The following is a 17,006-nucleotide window of genomic DNA, read 5'->3' as shown; positions in this document are numbered from 1 at the left end:
TACCTCTCTCAGCCCACGCTCCCTTCGAGACTCACGCCCATCAGCTTCTGTGCCTCCACGGCGAATTCCATGGGCAATTCCTTGAACACATCCTTGCAAAAACCGTTGACGATCATCGACACCGCGTCTTCTTCCGAAAGCCCGCGCTGCATGCAATAGAACAACTGATCCTCGCCGATGCGCGACGTCGACGCCTCGTGCTCGACCTTCGCGCTCGCATTCTTCACCTCGATATACGGAAACGTAAAAGCACTGCACCGGTCGCCGAGCAGCAACGAATCGCACTGGCTGTAGTTGCGCGCGTTCTGCGCCGAACGGCCCATTTTCACGAGTCCGCGATACGCGTTCCTGCCGCGCCCAGCGGAAATGCCCTTCGAAAGAATCGTGCTGCGCGTATCGCGCCCGAGGTGAATCATCTTCGTGCCGGTGTCGGCCTGCTGGTAATGATTGGTGAGCGCCACCGAATAAAATTCGCCAATCGAGCGGTCGCCCCGCAGGATCACGCTCGGGTATTTCCATGTGATAGCGGAGCCGGTTTCCACCTGGGTCCACGAAATTTTGGCGTTGGCTTCGCGGCAGTCGCCGCGCTTGGTCACGAAGTTATAGATGCCGCCACGCCCCTGCTCGTCGCCCGGATACCAGTTCTGCACCGTCGAATAGCGGATCTGCGCGCCTTCTAGCGCCACCAGTTCCACCACGGCCGCGTGCAACTGGTTTTCGTCGCGCATCGGCGCGGTGCAGCCTTCCAGATAGCTCACGTACGCGCCCTTGTCGGCCACGATCAGCGTGCGTTCGAATTGCCCCGTGTTGCGCGCGTTGATGCGGAAATACGTGGACAGCTCCACGGGGCAGCGCACGCCCGGCGGGATATAGCAGAACGAGCCGTCGCTGAATACCGCGGAATTCAACGTGGCGAAGAAGTTGTCTGTATACGGCACCACCGAGCCGAGATACTGCCGCACGAGTTCCGGATGCTCCTGCACCGCTTGCGAAAACGAGCAGAACACGATGCCGAGTTCGCCAAGCTGCTTGCGAAACGTCGTGGCCACCGAGACGCTGTCGAATACCGCATCCACGGCCACCCCGGCCAGTACCTCGCGCTCGCGCAGCGGCACGCCGAGTTTTTCATAGGTGCGCAGCAGTTCCGGATCGACTTCGTCCAGGCTCTTCGGCCGCTCGCCTCGCGTGTGCGGCGCCGAATAGTACGCAATGGATTGCCAGTCGATGGGCGGATGCTCGACCGTGGCCCAATGGGGCTCGCTCATCGTGAGCCAGTGCCGGTACGCGGCCAGCCGCCATTCGAGCATGAATTCCGGCTCGTGCTTGCGCGCCGAAATCAACCGGACCACGTCTTCGGAGAGCCCGCGCGGCAAAGTGTCGGACTGCACGTCGGAGACGAATCCATGCTGGTATTTGCGCCGAACCCATTCGTCCATTCCGGTCGCGCTTTGGCTCATATGGACCTCCGCATTGCTCGGAGACCGCTCGCGAAGCCACGCTGTCATGACGACTGGCGGCCTCGCGATTATTACGGTCTCCTGTTCACTCTTACTGTCCATTGTAGAGCCGCGCTCAAGACCCTGGCGGACTCAGGGTCTCCACGCTTATGAAGCCAACTACAAAACGGGTCACATCGAAATCACCCCGCCTCGCATTAAATAGGGACCCAGTATTGCCTGTCGCAACAACGCAGGCGCGACAACGCTGGCGTGTGCTCCCAACGCGCCGCCGCGCCCGATGGCCTCCTACCCGCGCGGCGTCAGGCAAAAATCAGCGACGGTTCGACCTCGACACCACATCCACCCACACGGCGAGCACGAGAATGCCGCCCTTCACGATCATCTGCCAATAGGCGTCGACGTCCAGCATCGACATGCCGTTGTCGAGGCTCGCCATCACGAGCGCGCCAATCAGCGCGCCATACACCGTGCCCGAGCCGCCTCGCATCGACGTGCCACCGATGAAGCACGCGGCAATTGCATCGAGCTCGCCCATGGTGCCGGCCGAAGGGGACCCCGCCGCCAGCCGCGCCGTGTTCACGATGCCCGCCACGGCGCACATGAGGCCCATGAGCGCGAAGATGGCCAGCTTCACGCGGTTGGTGTTGACGCCCGAAAGGCGCGTGGCTTCGAGATTCGAGCCCACCGCGTAGATGCGGCGGCCAAACACGGTTTGCGTGGCGACCCACGTGAAGACGCCGAGCAGCGCGAGCAGCAGAAGCACCGGCACGGGAATTCCGCCGTAGCTGTCCAGCATCACGACGAACGCCAGCACGATCGCGCCGGCACCGACGATCTTCATGCCGTCCTGCCACAGCGGCACCACGCTCAAGCCATAGCGGCGCCGGTTCGCGCGCTGGCGCACCGTCAGCACCGCCAGCAGCACGAACAGCGCGAGCGCGAGCGTGTCGCCGGCAAGGCGCGGCAGATAGCCTTGCCCAATGAACACGAACGAATCGGACACGGGCGCAATTGTCGAGCCGCCCGTGATACCGAGCAGCACGCCCCGAAACGCGAGCATGCCGCCCAGCCCGACGATGAACGAAGGCACGCGCCGGTAGGTGGACCACCAGCCGTTGAAGAGTCCCACGAGCACGCCCAGCACGAGCACAACCGGCACGCTCACGCCGATGGGCCAATGGCGGTTCACGTCGAGAATGGCCGCCACGCCGCCCAGCAGGCCAAGCAGCGAGCCCACCGAAAGGTCGATCTCGCCAGCAATGATCACGAATACCATGCCGCACGCAAGCATGCCGGTGATCGACATCTGGCGCAGCAGGTTCGAAACGTTGCGTGGCGTGACGAACGCACCGTGCGTGAGCATCGAGAAGAACACCCATATCGCGGCCACGGCGAGCAACAATGCAAGAATCTTGTAGCGCGCGAACAGTTGCTGAAAACGCAGCGCGACGCCGCTGCCGCCGGGCAACTGGTCTTCGCGCGCACCTTGAGTCGTGATGTCGGGGGTCATGCAGCACTCGCTTCGGTGGATTGGGCGCGCGCGCTCTGGATCGCCGCGCCGAGAATGTGTTCCTGGGTCAGGGCGTCGTTGACGAAGTCGCCGCGCACCTCGCCCTCGCCGATCACGAGCACGCGGTCGCTAATGCCGAGCACCTCCGGCAACTCGGACGACACCATCACGATCGCCACGCCACGCTTCGCGAGCTGGAACACGAGCTTGTAGATTTCGTATTTGGCGCCGACGTCCACGCCGCGTGTCGGCTCGTCGAGAATCAGCACCTTCGGGTCGGTGAGCAGCATTTTCGTGAGGACTGCCTTTTGCTGGTTGCCGCCCGAGAGGCTCGCGATCGAAAGCATGGGATTCGCCGCGCGCACCGAAAGGCGCTCCATCTCGTTGCGGATGGTGTCGAGCTCCGCCGCGGCGTCGATGCGGCCATGCCGCGTGAAACGCTCCAGCACCGCGAGCGTGATGTTGTGCCCCACGCCCAGTTGCGGCACGATGCCGTGGCGCTTGCGGTCCTCGGGCACCATGGCAATGCCAGCGCGTATCGCATCGAGCGGCGAGCGGATCTTGAGAGGTTTGCCTTCGAGCAGTAGCGTTGCCGAGCTGGCCCCCGGATACGCGCCGAAGATCGCCTGCATGAGTTCCGTGCGGCCCGCGCCCACAAGCCCCGCGACACCGAGTATCTCGCCGCGCCGCACCGTGAACGAAACGTCGTCCACACGTTTGCGGCGCGGATTCGTCGTGTCATGGCAGGTGACGTTGCGCGCTTCGAAGACGACCTCGCCGATCTCGTGCGGCTCGCGCGGAAAAAGGTTCTTGATCTCGCGGCCCACCATCATCGCGATGACGCGATCGGTCGTGAGCGAGGCCATCTGCTCCGTCGCCACGTGCTTGCCGTCGCGGATCACGGTGACGGTGTCGCACACCGCCTCCACTTCGTCGAGCTTGTGCGAGATGTAGACGCAAGCCACGCCGCGCCGCTTCAGATCGCGCACGATGTCGAGCAGAATCTTCGTCTCGGCTGCCGTGAGCGAGGAGGACGGCTCGTCGAGGATCAACAGCTTCGCGCGCTTGTTGAGCGCCTTCGCGATCTCGATGAGCTGCTGGTGCCCGCCACCGTAATTCATCACCGGCTGCGCGACGTTGATGGCATCGATGTTGAGCTCGCGCAGCAGTTCGTCGGCGCGCCTGTACATCGCCGCATAATTCATGCGACCGCCGGGCAGCGTGATCTCGTTGCCGAGAAAGATGTTCTCTGCCACCGAGAGCTCGGGCACCAGCATCAGTTCCTGATGAATGATGACGATGCCCGCGTCCTCCGTGTCGCGCACGCCAGCCGCCCTGAGCGGCTGGCCTTCCCAGCGGATCTCGCCGCCCCACGTGCCGTATGGGTGGACGCCCGAGAGCACCTTCATCAGCGTGGATTTGCCCGCGCCGTTCTCGCCGCACAGCCCAACGCACTCGCCGGGCCGCACCGTAAGGTCGATGCCGTCGAGCGCCTTCACGCCGGCAAAGGACTTGACGATGCCGCGCATCGTCAGCAAAGGCTCAGTCATACGCTTTCAACCTTTCCTTTCAGCATTGCTTTTCCGCTCCAACCGCGTGCCCCGCCTTCAAGGGCCGCGCTCTTTCGGCAGCCGCTCGTGGCGGCCCGACACGCGGGCCGCCCCGCCTGCCGGCTCACTGGCTTGCCAGTTGCGCCTGTGTATAGAAGCCGTCCTTCACGACCACGTCCACGTTGCTCTTCGTGAGCAGCGTGGGTTGCAGCAGCACCGTGTCGACTTTCTTCTTGCCGTTGTCGTATTGCGCGTTGTACGCGGGCTTCTGGCCCTTCGCGAGATTGACGGCAAGCTTCGCCGCCTCGCCCGCGATAAGCTTCAGGGGCTTGTAGACCGTCATGGTCTGCGTGCCCGCGATCACGCGCTTGACGGCGGCGAGGTCCGCGTCCTGGCCCGAGACCGGCACCTTGCCCGCGAGATGCTGCGCCGCCAGCGCCTGGATCGCGCCGCCCGCAGTGCCGTCGTTCGACGCGACCACTGCATCGATCTTGTTGTTGTTCGCGGTGAGCGCGTCTTCCATGATGCGCAGGGCCGTCGAGGCACTCCACTCTGGCACCCATTGCTGGCCGACCACCTTGATGTCGCCGCGATCGATCGCTGGCTTGAGAACCTTCAGTTGTCCTTCACGCAGCATTTTGGCGTTGTTGTCGGTGGGCGCCCCGCCCATCAGGAAATAATTGCCCTTGGGCTGCACGTTGTAGACGCCCTGCGCCTGCAGCTCCCCCACCTTCTGGTTGTCGAAGGAAATATAGGCATCGACATCGGCATCGAGAATCAACCGGTCGTACGACACAACCTTGATGCCAGCCTTCTTCGCTTCCGCGACCACGTTGCCGAGCGTCTTCGAATTGAACGGTACGATCACGATCACGTCCACGCCGCGCGAGATCAGGTTTTCGATCTGCGAGATCTGGCGCTCCTCGCTCGCGTCGGCCGACTGCACCGAGACCTTCGCGCCGAGTTTTTCGGCAGCGGCAACAAAGTAATCGCGATCGCGCGACCAGCGCTCCACGCGCAGGTCGTCGATGCAGAAGCCGATTTCCGGATGATCCTTGCTTGCATGGGCAAGCGGCGCAGCGAGCGTCAGGCTTGCGAGCACCGCGCCGCAGATCAGCGACCCCAGAACCGAACGACGTTTGGCAAACTTCATGTCTCCACTCCTCGTGATGTCGTGCGCCGACAGCGCATGGCCCGCCGGCACATCGTTGCGTGATCGAATAACCAGCATATGAGCGCACGCGCGGACTTACGGCCAGGCTCGTGCTGAGCCCCGCGTGCGGAAACGACGCGGCAATACCAGGCAATACCATGCAATACCAGGCAATACCAGGCAAAAAACCGAAAACAACATGCAACAGCGGGTCCAGCGATGCGCCGCACGCACAGAATGTGCCGCGCGGAGTCCTGCGCCAGCGCCGTGCCTTCAGGCGCCGGATGCGAATACGGGTTCGAGTGCGCGATAGAGCGCGTGAAAGGTCGGTCGGCGCGCCTCGCGATACCATGCGTGGCGCGTGGCGTCGGGCTCCCTCACGGCCAGCACCGGCGGCTGCGGACAAACCGCATCGAGCGGTGCTCCGGGTTCGAGCGCGAGATGCGCAAGGCGCGCGGCCCCAAGCGCCGGACCGACTTCCCCTCCCGCTCGCAGCGTGAGCGCCCGCCCGCAGATATCGGCAAGCATCTGCGTCCACCACACGCTACGCGAGCCCCCCCCAATCACCGTGATGGTTTCGGGCACGAGGCCCGTTGCATGCAGCGCTTCCATGCCGTCGAGCAGGGCAAAGCCCACGCCTTCGAGCGTCGCGTTGGCGAGATCCGCGCGCGTGGTCCGCGGCGTCATGCCATGGAACACACCCTTCGCGTTGACGTTGTTGTGCGGCGTCCGCTCGCCGCTCAGGTACGGCAAAAACCACGGTCTGTGCGGATCGAGCCCGGCATTCGAGTGCGCTTCGGCCTCGGCAAGCAGCGCGGAAACCGTGTCGTGCCCCGTCAGGCGCGCAGTGAAATCGAGGCAACTGGCTGCATTGAGCATCACCGACATGAGATGCCATGTGCGCGGCAACGCGTGGCAAAAGCTATGGACCGCGGAATCCGGGTTCGCGAGAAATCCATCCGAGACCGCGAAATAAACGCCCGAAGTGCCCAGCGAAAGCATTGCGTCGCCGGGCCGCACGATACCTACACCCACCGCGCCCGCCGCGTTGTCGCCGCCGCCCGCGACCACTGGAATCTCACGCAGTCCGAACTCGCGGGCGAGTTCAGCGCGCAACGTGCCAGTGACTTCATTGCCCTCGAAAACCTTTGGCATGTGTGAGCGCGTGAGACCACAGGCCGAAAGCAGCGCCTCGCTATAGTCGCGCTTCGCAACGTCGAGCCAGAGCGTGCCTGCGGCATCGGAAGGGTCGGTCGCGAGCACGCCCGTCAGGAGCCAGCGCAGATAATCCTTCGGCAGCAACACGTGCGCAATGCGCGCGAATATTTCCGGCTCGTGCTTGCGCACCCATAGCAGCTTGGGTGCCGTGAAGCCCGGCATGGCGAGATTGCCCGCCACCTCATGGAGTTCTGGCACGGCCCTCTCCAGCTCGATACATTCGGTATCCGAACGACCATCGTTCCAGAGTATCGCGGGGCGCAGCACCTCGCCCTTCGCGTTCAGCAGCGTCGCACCGTGCATCTGACCAGTAAGGCCGAGCGCCTCGATGCTCGCGGTGTCGATGCCCTTGCGGCGTACCTCGTCGAGCAGCTCGCGCAGTGCGGTGCGCGCCGCGCGCCACCAGTCCTCCGGCGCCTGTTCGGACCAGCGCGGCTGCGGCCGGCTGACGGCAAGCGGCGCGCTCGCGCTGGCGATCACGTCGCCGGCGCGCTCGAGCAACACCGCCTTGACACCCGATGTGCCGAGGTCGATACCGATAAACATGTCTCCATCCTTTCTTGTGCATGCCGGTGCTTGCGCGCTGCTACGCGCCCGCAGCATCGGCATTGTCTTGCTGCGCGCTCAGCGTTAGCCGTATATCGCCTGGTTGACGACGTTTTCGAGGCGCTCCTGCTGGCCGCTCGCATGCTGTGGATTGAGGCCACGAGCGGCGGCATCCGCGGCCAGCGACGAAAGCGCATAACCGCCGGCAAGAATCTTGCGGCCGAACTCAGTGTCCCAGCCCGCGTAGCGCTGCTGCTTGAACTGCTGGAGACGATCGTTCTCCACCAGTACCGCCGCCCGCTCGAGCGCGAGGGCGAGCACATCTATCGCACCAACGTGACCGTAAAACAGGTCTTCAGGGTCCACGCTTTGACGCCGCACCTTCGCGTCGAAGTTCATGCCGCCGGTGGTGAAGCCCCCGTGCCGCAAGATCTCGTAAAACGCCAGCGTTAGCTCCTCCACGCTATTCGGAAACTGATCGGTGTCCCAGCCGTTTTGAGGATCTCCGCGGTTGGCGTCCACGCTGCCGAACACGCCCAGCGCGTGCGCCATCGCAATCTCATGATGGAACGAATGCCCCGCGAGCGTGGCATGATTCGCCTCGATGTTGACGCGAATTTCGTTCTGCAGTCCGTATTGCGTCAGGAATCCATGAACCGTTGCGACGTCGTAATCGTACTGGTGCTTGGTGGGCTCCTGCGGCTTCGGCTCGATCAGCAGCGTGCCCTTGAAGCCGATGCGCTCCTTGTGCTCGACCACCATCGCGAGAAAACGCGCGAACTGCTCGCGCTCGCGCACGAGATCGGTGTTCAACAGCGTGTCGTAGCCTTCACGGCCGCCCCAGAGCACGTAGTTTTCGCCGCCGAGCTTTTGCGTGGCATCCAGCGCATGACATACCTGGGTCGCTGCATAGGCAAAGATTTCGGGATTCGGACTGGTGGCCGCGCCGCCCGCGTAACGCGGATGCGAGAACAGATTGGCCGTACCCCACAACAGCTTCATGCCGCTCGCCTGCTGCTTTTCGCCGAGGTAATCCACCATGCGCGCGAAGTTCTCCTTGTAGTCCTTCAGGTCACGGCCCTCGGGAGCGACGTCGGTGTCGTGGAATGTGTAGAACGGCACATGGAGCTTCGTGAAGAACTCGAACGCAGCATCGGCCTTCTGGCGCGCCCGCTCCATTGCTTCGCCAGGCTGCTGCCACGGCCGGTGAAAGGTGCCCTGGCCGAAGATGTCGACGCCCGGCCACACCAGCGTATGCCAGTAGCACACGGCAATGCGCAGATGGTTCTCCAGCGTCTTGCCGAGCACCTTCTTCGTGCGATCGTAGTGACGATAAGCAAGTGGATTGTCCGATTGCGGACCCTCATAGCGAATCGGCGGAATAGCTTCGAAATACGACATGTCGTCTCCTTGGTCGATGCACAGCGAGCGCTTCAGCGCTTTGCGCTCCGCTCCCATGCAGGGCGGTTATGTTGCGGCGCAGCGGCAAGCGCCCGTCGATGTGGCCTCATACTGCCCGCCGGGGGCGAAGGGCGGCAATTACGAAATTTCGCGAGGCGGATAACGTTTCCTGCCAGCCCCCTCGCCGGCGCGGGCGTGCGGCTCGCACTCGGCCTAGAATAGCCAGACGCTTAAAAGGAACCCGTACGGCATGCCATGACCCGCGCCACCGCTTCCCAGACATCGCACCGCATCGCGCTGCTCTTCAATGCGAACAAGGTGTACGACCGCGAGATCATCGCGGGCATTGGCCACTATCTGCGCTCGACGCGCGTCGCCTGGGACCTCTTTCTCGAAGAGGATTTCCGCTGCCGGCTCGCGGGCATCGAGCGTTTCGAAGGCGATGGCATCATCGCTGATTTCGACGACCCCGCCGTCGCCGAAGCCCTGCGGGGTTCACCGCTTCCGGTGGTGGCGGTCGGCTCGTCGTACGAAGACCCGGCCCAGTACCCCACCGCGCTGCCCTATATCGCCACCGACAACAGAAAGCTGGTCTCGCTCGCCTGGACGCACCTGATCGGCGCGGGGCTGCCACATCTCGCGATGTACAGCCTGCCCGCCGCACTGGAGAACCGCTGGGCGCAGGAGCGCGAGCGGGCCTTCCAGGCGCTCGCGCATGCCGAAGAGATGGACGCGCCGATCTATCGCGGCCTCGCCACGAGTGCACCGTCATGGAACCAGGCAATCGAGCAGTTGAGCGCGTGGCTCCATGCGTTGCCAAAGCCCGTTGGCGTGATCGCGGTGACCGACGCTCGCGCGCGGCATCTGCTGCAAGCCTGTCTGATGCACGGCATTGCCGTGCCGGAGCAGGTCGCGATCATCGGCATCGATAACGACCCGCTCACACGCACGCTCGCGCGCATCCCGCTTTCCTCGGTGATTCAGGGCACGGCGGAAATGGGCAAAACGGCGGCGCACCTGCTGCATCAAATGCTGGGCGGTGCACGTTTTCCGGGACGGCGCATTCTGGTGCCGCCCGTCGGCATCAATGTGCTGGAATCGACGAAACATAAACCCCTGTCGAGCCCGCACGTCATGCGTGCAAGACACTTCATCCGCCAGTACGCGTGCCAGGGTATCAAGACCGAGCAGGTGGCCGACTACGTAGGCGTTTCGCGTTCGTCGCTGGAAGAATATTTCCGGCGCGAGTTGCATTGCACGGTCCACCAGGAAATCCTGCGGCACAAGCTCGATGCCGCGAAGGCAATGCTCGCGAGCCACGACGCGTCGAGTGCGGAAGTGGCCATCCGTTGCGGATTCACGTCGCTCCAGTACATGTATGCGGTGTTCCGGCGCGAACTGGACTGCACGCCGCGCGAATACCAGGACAGCGTGAAGCCACCGTCGCCCCCTGCGTCTTCTGCCACGCGCGCCGCATGCACTTCAACTTCCTGATCCGGCTTTCGGCCGATTCGACTTTCACGACTCACGCCTCATGAACAGCCCTCTTCCAATGAGCCAACTGAACTCCGAACCGTGGGGCGCGCTACCCGGCGGCGATGCCTGCCGACTCTACACACTGCGAAATGCGCAGGATATGAAGGTGACGATCAGCGACCTGGGCGCCACGCTGGTTAGCTGGTATGCGCCCGACCGCGCAGGGCAGCTTGCCGATATCCTGCTAGGGCACGACACTCCGGCGGAGTACCACGCGGCCACCACCTACATGGGCGGCCTGGTGGGCCGCTGGGCCAACCGCATTGCCGGCGCGCGCTTCACGCTCGATGGGATCGATTACGCACTCGATCGCAACGAGAACGGCAATTTATTGCACGGCGGCGCAAACGGCTTTCACCGGGCGCTGTGGCAAGTCGCGGACGAGCGCGGCGCCCTGCTGTTGCGGCTCGAGTCGCCCGAAGGCGACGGCGGCTTTCCCGGCAATGTGAACGTGCAGGTGCGCTATACGCTCGACGACGACGGCACGCTCACGATCGAGTACGAAGCCGTAACCGACGCGCCCACGCCACTCAGCTTGACGAGCCACGGCTATTTCAACCTCGGCGGCGAGCCGGGCTCGGACATTCGCGGCCACATCCTCACGATCGATGCCGACGCCTATCTGGAAGTCGATCCCATGTTGATCCCCATCCGCGTGGCGGAAGTCCGCGGCAGCGCCTTCGACTTCCGCCATGGCGCACCGCTGGGGGCGCGGCTCGACTGGCCGCACGAGCAGCTTGCGCGCGCGGGCGGCTTCGACCATTGCTACGTTCTGCGCGATGCCGCCCAGGCAGGCCACGCACCGGCCATGCGCACCGTGGCGAGCCTCTACGAGCCAGGCAGCGGACGAGAGCTCACGGTTGCGACCGACCAGCGCGGCCTGCAGTGCTATACGGGAAATTATCTGGAAGGCCAGCCGGGGCGCCACGGCACGCCGTGCGTCCGCCACGCGGGCCTGTGCCTGGAAGCGGGCGCGCTCCCGAACCAGATCAATATGGGCGCACCGGAACGCGATGAAGTGGTGTTGCGCCCTGGCGGCACCTACCGCCAGGTCACGCGATACAGGGTGGGCGTGCGCGCCTGAAATGGAATGCAGGCGCGGGCACCAGGAATGCCTCGTTGATCATCGGCGCGCGAATACGGTTCACGACATGACCCCGCGAGTTCCGTGCCTCGTCGCAAACGTACCGGACTCTGTGGCGGCACCATCCAAGCTCAGCAGGCAAACCCGTTTGCACCGAACCCGACAGCGATTTGTCGGGGAACGGAATGCCGCATATGACAGGGTGCGGCGTTGCGTCCGTGTCGCGCGGAAGGTTCGGACTCGTGCCGCGAAATTTTCTTTGACAAACACTCGTAAGATATATATCTTACGACATGTTTTAAGATACTCAGAGAAGGAGGCCTCATGCGCCACCATCACGCTATTGGCTATTTTTGGCGCCAAGGCGCCGCCGGCCACGCCTGCTTCGACCCTTTCGCAGACGATGATCGCCTCGGCGTTCGCTTCGCCATGCGCCACCCCATGCATGCGCTGCGCCACGCCATGGGCCGCCATCGCGGCGGCGGCCCCGGTGATTTTGGCGAAGGCTTCGGCCGCGGTTTCGGCGGCTTCGGAGAAAATGGCGACGGTTTGGGACGCGCCCGCAAGTTCACCTCCGAAGATTTGCAGTTGATGCTGCTCGTGCTGCTCGCCGAGCGCCCGAGCCACGGCTATGAACTCATCAAGGCGCTCGACGCGCGCTCGAACGGCTTCTACAGCCCGAGCCCCGGCATGGTTTACCCGGCGCTCACCTACCTCGAAGAACTTGGTTACGTCAGCGTCGCGCTCGAAGGCAATCGTAAGCGTTACGAACTATCCAAAGAGGGCCGCGCGCATCTGGACGCCAATCGCGACCGCGCCGACCTGATCCTCGCGAAGCTCACGCATTTCGGCCGCAAGATGGAAGTCATGCGCCGCGCGCTCGCGGGCGAAGATCCCGCTGAAGGCACCGGCTGGGTGCGCGAACTGATCGAAGCGCGCCGCGCGCTCAAGCGCGCCCTGCTGCGCCGCACGGACGTCTCGCCCGACGAGCAGCGCCGCATCGCTGCCATCCTCGCGCGCGCCACCCGCGAAATCGAAAACGGCGAGAAAGGCGGCGACGCTTGAGCCCAGCTCATCGCCCGTCACCCCATCGCCTTATCGGAGTCATTGATGCAAAACCCGAGCCCCCTTGAAGTCGTCCGCGTTCGACATCCGTTGAAGTTTCGCCTGCTGCGCGTCGCGCGCGTCACAGCGCTTTCACCCGCGCTGGTGCGCGTGACGCTCACCGGCGACCTGAGCGACTTCTTGTCGGCGTCGTTCGACGATCACCTGAAGGTATTTTTCCCGCCCGCGGGCGCGGAGAAGCCCGTGCTGCCGCATCTCGGACCCGACGGCATCGCCTTTCCCGAAGGCGTCGAGCGCCCCGCCGCGCGCGATTACACGCCACGCCGCTTCGATATCGCGGCTGGCGAGCTCGACCTCGAATTCGCGCTGCACGACGCCGGCCCGGCCACGGCATGGGCGGCACAGGCGCAGCCCGGCCAGTTCCTGGGCGTGGGCGGCCCGCGCGGCTCGATGGTGATCCCCACGGGCTACGACTGGCATCTTTTGATTGGCGATGAAACGGCGCTGCCGGCAATTCAGCGCCGCCTGACCGAACTGCCCGCCGGCGCGCGGGTGGCGGCGGTCGTGGAGGTGGCGAACCGCGCGGCGCGCATCGCGCTGCCGACCGAAGCCGACCTCTATGTGGTCTGGTGTTATCGCGAGGAATCCGAATCGGATCAGCCGCTCGTCGACGCCGTGAGCGAAGTCTGGCTGCCGCCTGGCGACGGCTATGTATGGGCCGCTGGCGAAGCCTCGGAGATTCGCGCCGTGCGCGCGCATCTGTGCAACGAACGCGGGGTCGACAAGAAGCGCATTCGCGCGTCGGCGTACTGGCGGCGCGGGGCGCAGGCGACGCATGAAGCGATCGAAGATTGAGTGCTTGCCGGCGCCCAGAACGACAACGCGCGGCGAACCTCCCGGTCCGCCGCGCGTCGCTCATTCAAGCCCGCTGAAACAAAACTCTCGCAGGCTCACCCCGCCCGCTTCTCCCTGCGCGCCCTCACCGCCTGCGCGAGCGACTCCAGTACCGGCTGCGTCTGCGCCCAGCTAATGCATGCATCGGTAATCGACACGCCGCGCTTGAGCGGCACGCCCGGCTCGAGGTCCTGACGCCCCTCTTCCAGATGGCTCTCGATCATCACGCCCACGATGCGCGATTCGCCGCCCGCCAGCTGCGCGCCGATATCGCGCGCCACCTCGATCTGGCGCTGGTGCTGCTTGCTCGAATTCGCGTGCGAGCAATCGATCATGACCTGCTCGCGCAGCCCGGCCTTCGCGAGCGCCGCCGCGCACGCCGCCACCGATGCCGCGTCGTAGTTCGGCCCGCTCTTGCCGCCGCGCAGAATCACGTGGCAGTCGTTGTTGCCGCGGGTCTCGAAGATCGCGGCCATGCCCATTTTCGTCATGCCCATGAACGCGTGGCTCGCGCGCGCCGCGACGATGGCGTCCGCCGCAATCTGCACGCCGCCGTCCGTGCCGTTCTTGAAGCCGATCGGGCACGACAACCCCGAGGCCAGTTGCCGGTGGCTCTGGCTTTCCGTCGTGCGCGCGCCAATCGCGCCCCATGCCACGAGATCGGCAATGTACTGCGGGCTCAGCAGGTCGAGGAATTCGGTGCCGGTGGGCAGCCCGAGCGCGTTGATGTCGAGCAGCAACTGGCGCGCGGCGCGCAAGCCCTCGTTGATGCGGAAGCTGCCGTCGAGGCGCGGATCGTTGATATAGCCCTTCCAGCCCACGGTCGTGCGCGGCTTTTCGAAGTACACGCGCATGACCACGAGCAGATCGTCCTTGAGCCGGTCGGCTTCTGCCTTGAGCAGCTTCGCGTACTCGATGGCCTGGTCGTGGTCGTGGATCGAGCACGGCCCGACCACCACCACCACGCGGTCGTCGCGCTGCGCGAGCACCTCGCCGATCTGCGCGCGGCTCGTTTCCACGAGCGTCTGCGTGGCCTGCGGCACCGGCAGTTCGTCGAGCAGCAGTGCGGGCGAGATGAGCGGACGCACCGCGCCGATGCGCACGTCGTCGATGCGGGTGGAATCTTCGGTGGCGTCGGCGAAACCGACTTCCTGGTCGTGCTGCGGATTGTCGATACGGCTCAAGATTTTCTCCAGCATGGGTACACGGCGCAGCCGCCGCGCGAAGGGCAAGCCGCGATTATCGCACTGGCCGCGCGAACCGCTGGAATCCTGCGCTGGAATCCTGATGTGAAAGCGCCGGGCCGGGCGGTCCGGCACGGCGTCAATGAGCCTGCCCGCCCACCGGATAGCCCTTGCCCGCCAGCCGCCGCGCGATGCGCACGAGCGCGAGCCACTGCTGGGCGATCAGCCCTTCGCCGTAGTTCACGCCACGCCCTTGCGGCGCGGGCAACTGCTCGCGAATGCCGGTAGGCTCCAGCGCCTTGTTCCACGAGGCGGTGCGGAACATCATGTCCCACCACGGAAACAGCACGCCAAAATTGCAGCCATAGCGCGTGCCTTCGTGGCCGTAGCCAATCGCGTGATGACGCCGATGAAACGCCGGGCTCACGAGCACGCGCTCGAGCAGCCAGCCGAATTCGAGCCGCGCGTTCACGTGCTGCACGCTTTGCAGGAAGTTGCTCACGGCGATGAGCACGACGAACTGCGCGGGCGGCACGCCGATGAACAACGAAATGCCCGCGAAGTACGCGGCCTGCGCGATATCGTCGATGAAATGATTGCGATCGTCGCACCAGAGCGACATCTGCTGCTGGCTGTGGTGCACCGCGTGCAGTTCCCACCACACGCCGACGCGATGCTGCCCGCGGTGATACCAGTAGCCCGCGAAATCGAGCACGACCAGGTAGATCAGGAACGACACGAACGGCTTGTCGGTCACGCCGGGCCAAAGGCTGTCCACTTCGATGTTCGGCACGTTGTGGATCGCCATCAGGCTCTGCCAGTGATTGAACAGCGGCGTGAGCATGAAGAAGAATGCGATGTTCAGGATGCCGAGCTTGGCGATCCACGTGTACCAGACGTCGGCGCGCAGCGCCTTGCGGTCGCCCCACGCCTCCGCCGGGCGCAGCGCTTCGAGCGGACGCAGCAGCAGGTACGACGCGCAGATCTGCAGCACGCCCACGATCACCCAGTAGAGCGCGTCGTAGGTGTCCTCGTCGTAGCCCATCAAGCCAACCTTGTAGAAGAGCGGCTGCACCACGTCCACGAACACGAGCGTCTGCAGCGTCGACACGAGGTTGTCGGCTTGCGCCAGCAGCGTATCAAGCATCTCGGGAGGCCTCGCTCGTCAATCCGGGTTCGGCGCGTACACGGGCGCGCTGTTCGCGAAGTAGATGCCGTGCGGCGAGCGGCCCACGGGAATCGTGTCGATCAGCTTGTTCGTCGTGAGGTCGATGATGCCCACGTGGCGCGCGAAGCGGAACGTGACCCACAGGTAACGCTTGTCGGCGGACAGTTGCATGTCGTCGGGGCCGGGACGCAGGCCCGTGATGTCGGCGACCTTGGTGAGCGTGGTGTAGTCGAGAATGCTGATGGTGCTTTCCACGCGATTCGACACGGCCACGTGCTTGCCGTCGTCGAGATTGCGGAAGTTGTGCGCGCCGCGCCCGGTCTGGATGCGCTTCACGACCGTGCGGTTGCGCCAGTCCACCACGGCCACATCGTCCTCGCCCGTCATGCCGACCAGCAGGTACTTGTCGCCGGGCGTCATCCACAGGCCGGCGGGTGTCTTGCCCACGGGCAGCTTCCACAGCACGCTCTGGGTGGCCAGGTCGATCGCGGCCACTTCGCCGGTGTCCTGCAGCGTCACGAACGCGAGTCGGCTATCCGCGGTGAAGTTGATGTGGCTGGGCGTCTTCCCAAGCGGAATGCGCTTCACGAGCGAGACGTCATGGCCGTTGTAGCCGTAGATGTCGACGCGGTCCAGACGCAGGCCCGCCGTGACGAACCATTTGTGATCGGGCGAGAAGCCGAGCTGATACGGGTCTTCGATGCCCTCCACGCGGCGCTGCACCCTGCCGGTGTGCGGGTCGAGGAACATCAGGTCGTTCGAGACCGAATCGGCCACGATGAGCGACTGGCCATCGGGCGTGATCATCAGGTGATGCGGCTCCTTGCCGGTGGGCTCGGTGCCCACCACGCTGCGGCTATTCTGGTCGATGAGCGAGAGCTTCGCTTCGCCCGAGTCGAGCACGATGACCTTGTCGTTGCTGCTTGTGTTCGGATTCCCGCCTGCATGGGCGAGTGCGCTGAAGGCGAGCGAGCCAAGGAACACCGCCGCTGCAAGGCGGTTCCTGGTAGGGGTAAAAATCGGGAAGTGGGGCATTTCGTAAGGAAGTAAGCCGGCGGGAATAAACCGGTGAAAGCACGCGCGGCGCCGGTTTGTGCTGAGATAGATGCTGGCGCGCCGCAAAGCGGGCGAAAGCCAGTTGAAATCCCGATCGAATCCACCCAGGAATCCACACAAACCAGCGTGCAGCGAAACCGGCGCACACGACATTACCTTAACGCACCAGGGTGGTTTTGCG

At 64.5% G+C, this 17,006-nt stretch carries 13 protein-coding genes; 4 read left to right on the top strand and 9 right to left on the bottom strand.

The window, feature by feature from the left end:
• Positions 1-8: 8 nt before the first annotated feature.
• From sufB to xylA, 6 genes are all read right to left on the bottom strand, one after another.
• The gene (gene sufB, locus PWP93_RS34500) at positions 9-1,457 is read right to left on the bottom strand and encodes a Fe-S cluster assembly protein SufB (RefSeq protein ID WP_421048012.1); all 1,449 of its coding nucleotides are present in this window, start codon (positions 1,455-1,457) and stop codon (positions 9-11) included.
• A gap of 313 nt (positions 1,458-1,770) precedes the next feature.
• Positions 1,771-2,970: a sugar ABC transporter permease gene (locus tag PWP93_RS34495; RefSeq protein ID WP_421048011.1), complete on the bottom strand. Its 1,200-nt coding sequence runs from the start codon at positions 2,968-2,970 to the stop codon at positions 1,771-1,773.
• Positions 2,967-4,508 carry a D-xylose ABC transporter ATP-binding protein gene (gene xylG, locus PWP93_RS34490; protein WP_421048084.1) on the bottom strand — a complete coding sequence of 514 codons (1,542 nt, stop codon included), beginning with the start codon at positions 4,506-4,508 and terminating at the stop codon, positions 2,967-2,969. Before xylG ends, PWP93_RS34495 begins: the two co-directional genes overlap by 4 nt.
• A 136-nt stretch (positions 4,509-4,644) precedes the next feature.
• Positions 4,645-5,673, bottom strand: a complete 1,029-nt coding sequence (gene xylF / locus PWP93_RS34485; protein WP_421048010.1) for a D-xylose ABC transporter substrate-binding protein — start codon at positions 5,671-5,673, stop codon at positions 4,645-4,647.
• A 273-nt stretch (positions 5,674-5,946) separates the two neighbouring features.
• Entirely contained in the window at positions 5,947-7,437 is a 1,491-nt protein-coding gene (gene xylB, locus PWP93_RS34480; RefSeq protein WP_421048009.1) for a xylulokinase, read from the bottom strand.
• An 84-nt stretch (positions 7,438-7,521) separates the two neighbouring features.
• Entirely contained in the window at positions 7,522-8,838 is a 1,317-nt protein-coding gene (xylA, locus tag PWP93_RS34475; protein ID WP_421048008.1) for a xylose isomerase, read from the bottom strand.
• 255 nt (positions 8,839-9,093) lie between these two features.
• On the opposite strand from xylA, the gene PWP93_RS34470 reads away from it, so the two are divergent.
• The 4 genes from PWP93_RS34470 (at position 9,094) to PWP93_RS34455 (ending at position 13,378) form a co-directional block, all read left to right on the top strand.
• Complete coding sequence (locus tag PWP93_RS34470; RefSeq protein ID WP_421048007.1) at positions 9,094-10,332, top strand: XylR family transcriptional regulator; 1,239 nt, start codon at positions 9,094-9,096, stop codon at positions 10,330-10,332.
• 40 nt (positions 10,333-10,372) lie between these two features.
• Positions 10,373-11,458, top strand: a complete 1,086-nt coding sequence (locus PWP93_RS34465; RefSeq protein WP_421048006.1) for an aldose epimerase family protein — start codon at positions 10,373-10,375, stop codon at positions 11,456-11,458.
• A gap of 324 nt (positions 11,459-11,782) precedes the next feature.
• On the top strand, positions 11,783-12,523 hold the full coding sequence (locus PWP93_RS34460; RefSeq protein WP_421048005.1) for a PadR family transcriptional regulator: 741 nt from the start codon (positions 11,783-11,785) through the stop codon (positions 12,521-12,523).
• Between the two features lie 45 nt (positions 12,524-12,568).
• On the top strand, positions 12,569-13,378 hold the full coding sequence (locus PWP93_RS34455; protein WP_421048004.1) for a siderophore-interacting protein: 810 nt from the start codon (positions 12,569-12,571) through the stop codon (positions 13,376-13,378).
• Between the two features lie 95 nt (positions 13,379-13,473).
• Here the strand turns inward: PWP93_RS34455 and PWP93_RS34450 are convergent, their stop codons facing one another.
• From PWP93_RS34450 to PWP93_RS34440, 3 genes are all read right to left on the bottom strand, one after another.
• Positions 13,474-14,601, bottom strand: coding sequence for a 3-deoxy-7-phosphoheptulonate synthase (locus PWP93_RS34450; RefSeq protein WP_421025565.1), 1,128 nt, complete (start codon positions 14,599-14,601; stop codon positions 13,474-13,476).
• 139 nt (positions 14,602-14,740) lie between these two features.
• Positions 14,741-15,748: a sterol desaturase family protein gene (locus PWP93_RS34445; RefSeq protein ID WP_421025566.1), complete on the bottom strand. Its 1,008-nt coding sequence runs from the start codon at positions 15,746-15,748 to the stop codon at positions 14,741-14,743.
• Between the two features lie 18 nt (positions 15,749-15,766).
• On the bottom strand, positions 15,767-16,804 hold the full coding sequence (locus PWP93_RS34440; RefSeq protein ID WP_421048003.1) for a beta-propeller fold lactonase family protein: 1,038 nt from the start codon (positions 16,802-16,804) through the stop codon (positions 15,767-15,769).
• Between the last annotated feature and the right edge of the window lie 202 nt (positions 16,805-17,006).

Source organism: Paraburkholderia sp. A1RI-2L (genome assembly GCF_048957375.1).
Lineage (GTDB): Bacteria > Pseudomonadota > Gammaproteobacteria > Burkholderiales > Burkholderiaceae > Paraburkholderia.
This window is presented reverse-complemented; position numbering and strand designations above follow the sequence as displayed.

Bases quoted from the DNA above. Each gene is read 5' to 3' on its own strand.
- PWP93_RS34440 (WP_421048003.1), bottom strand. From the start codon at position 16,804: ATGCCCCACTTCCCGATTTTTACCCCTACCAGGAACCGCCTTGCAGCG.
- xylB (WP_421048009.1), bottom strand. From the start codon at position 7,437: ATGTTTATCGGTATCGACCTCGGCACATCGGGTGTCAAGGCGGTGTTG.
- PWP93_RS34445 (WP_421025566.1), bottom strand. From the start codon at position 15,748: ATGCTTGATACGCTGCTGGCGCAAGCCGACAACCTCGTGTCGACGCTG.
- PWP93_RS34460 (WP_421048005.1), top strand. From the start codon at position 11,783: ATGCGCCACCATCACGCTATTGGCTATTTTTGGCGCCAAGGCGCCGCC.
- xylA (WP_421048008.1), bottom strand. From the start codon at position 8,838: ATGTCGTATTTCGAAGCTATTCCGCCGATTCGCTATGAGGGTCCGCAA.
- PWP93_RS34455 (WP_421048004.1), top strand. From the start codon at position 12,569: ATGCAAAACCCGAGCCCCCTTGAAGTCGTCCGCGTTCGACATCCGTTG.
- xylF (WP_421048010.1), bottom strand. From the start codon at position 5,673: ATGAAGTTTGCCAAACGTCGTTCGGTTCTGGGGTCGCTGATCTGCGGC.
- PWP93_RS34470 (WP_421048007.1), top strand. From the start codon at position 9,094: ATGACCCGCGCCACCGCTTCCCAGACATCGCACCGCATCGCGCTGCTC.
- PWP93_RS34465 (WP_421048006.1), top strand. From the start codon at position 10,373: ATGAACAGCCCTCTTCCAATGAGCCAACTGAACTCCGAACCGTGGGGC.
- PWP93_RS34495 (WP_421048011.1), bottom strand. From the start codon at position 2,970: ATGACCCCCGACATCACGACTCAAGGTGCGCGCGAAGACCAGTTGCCC.
- sufB (WP_421048012.1), bottom strand. From the start codon at position 1,457: ATGAGCCAAAGCGCGACCGGAATGGACGAATGGGTTCGGCGCAAATAC.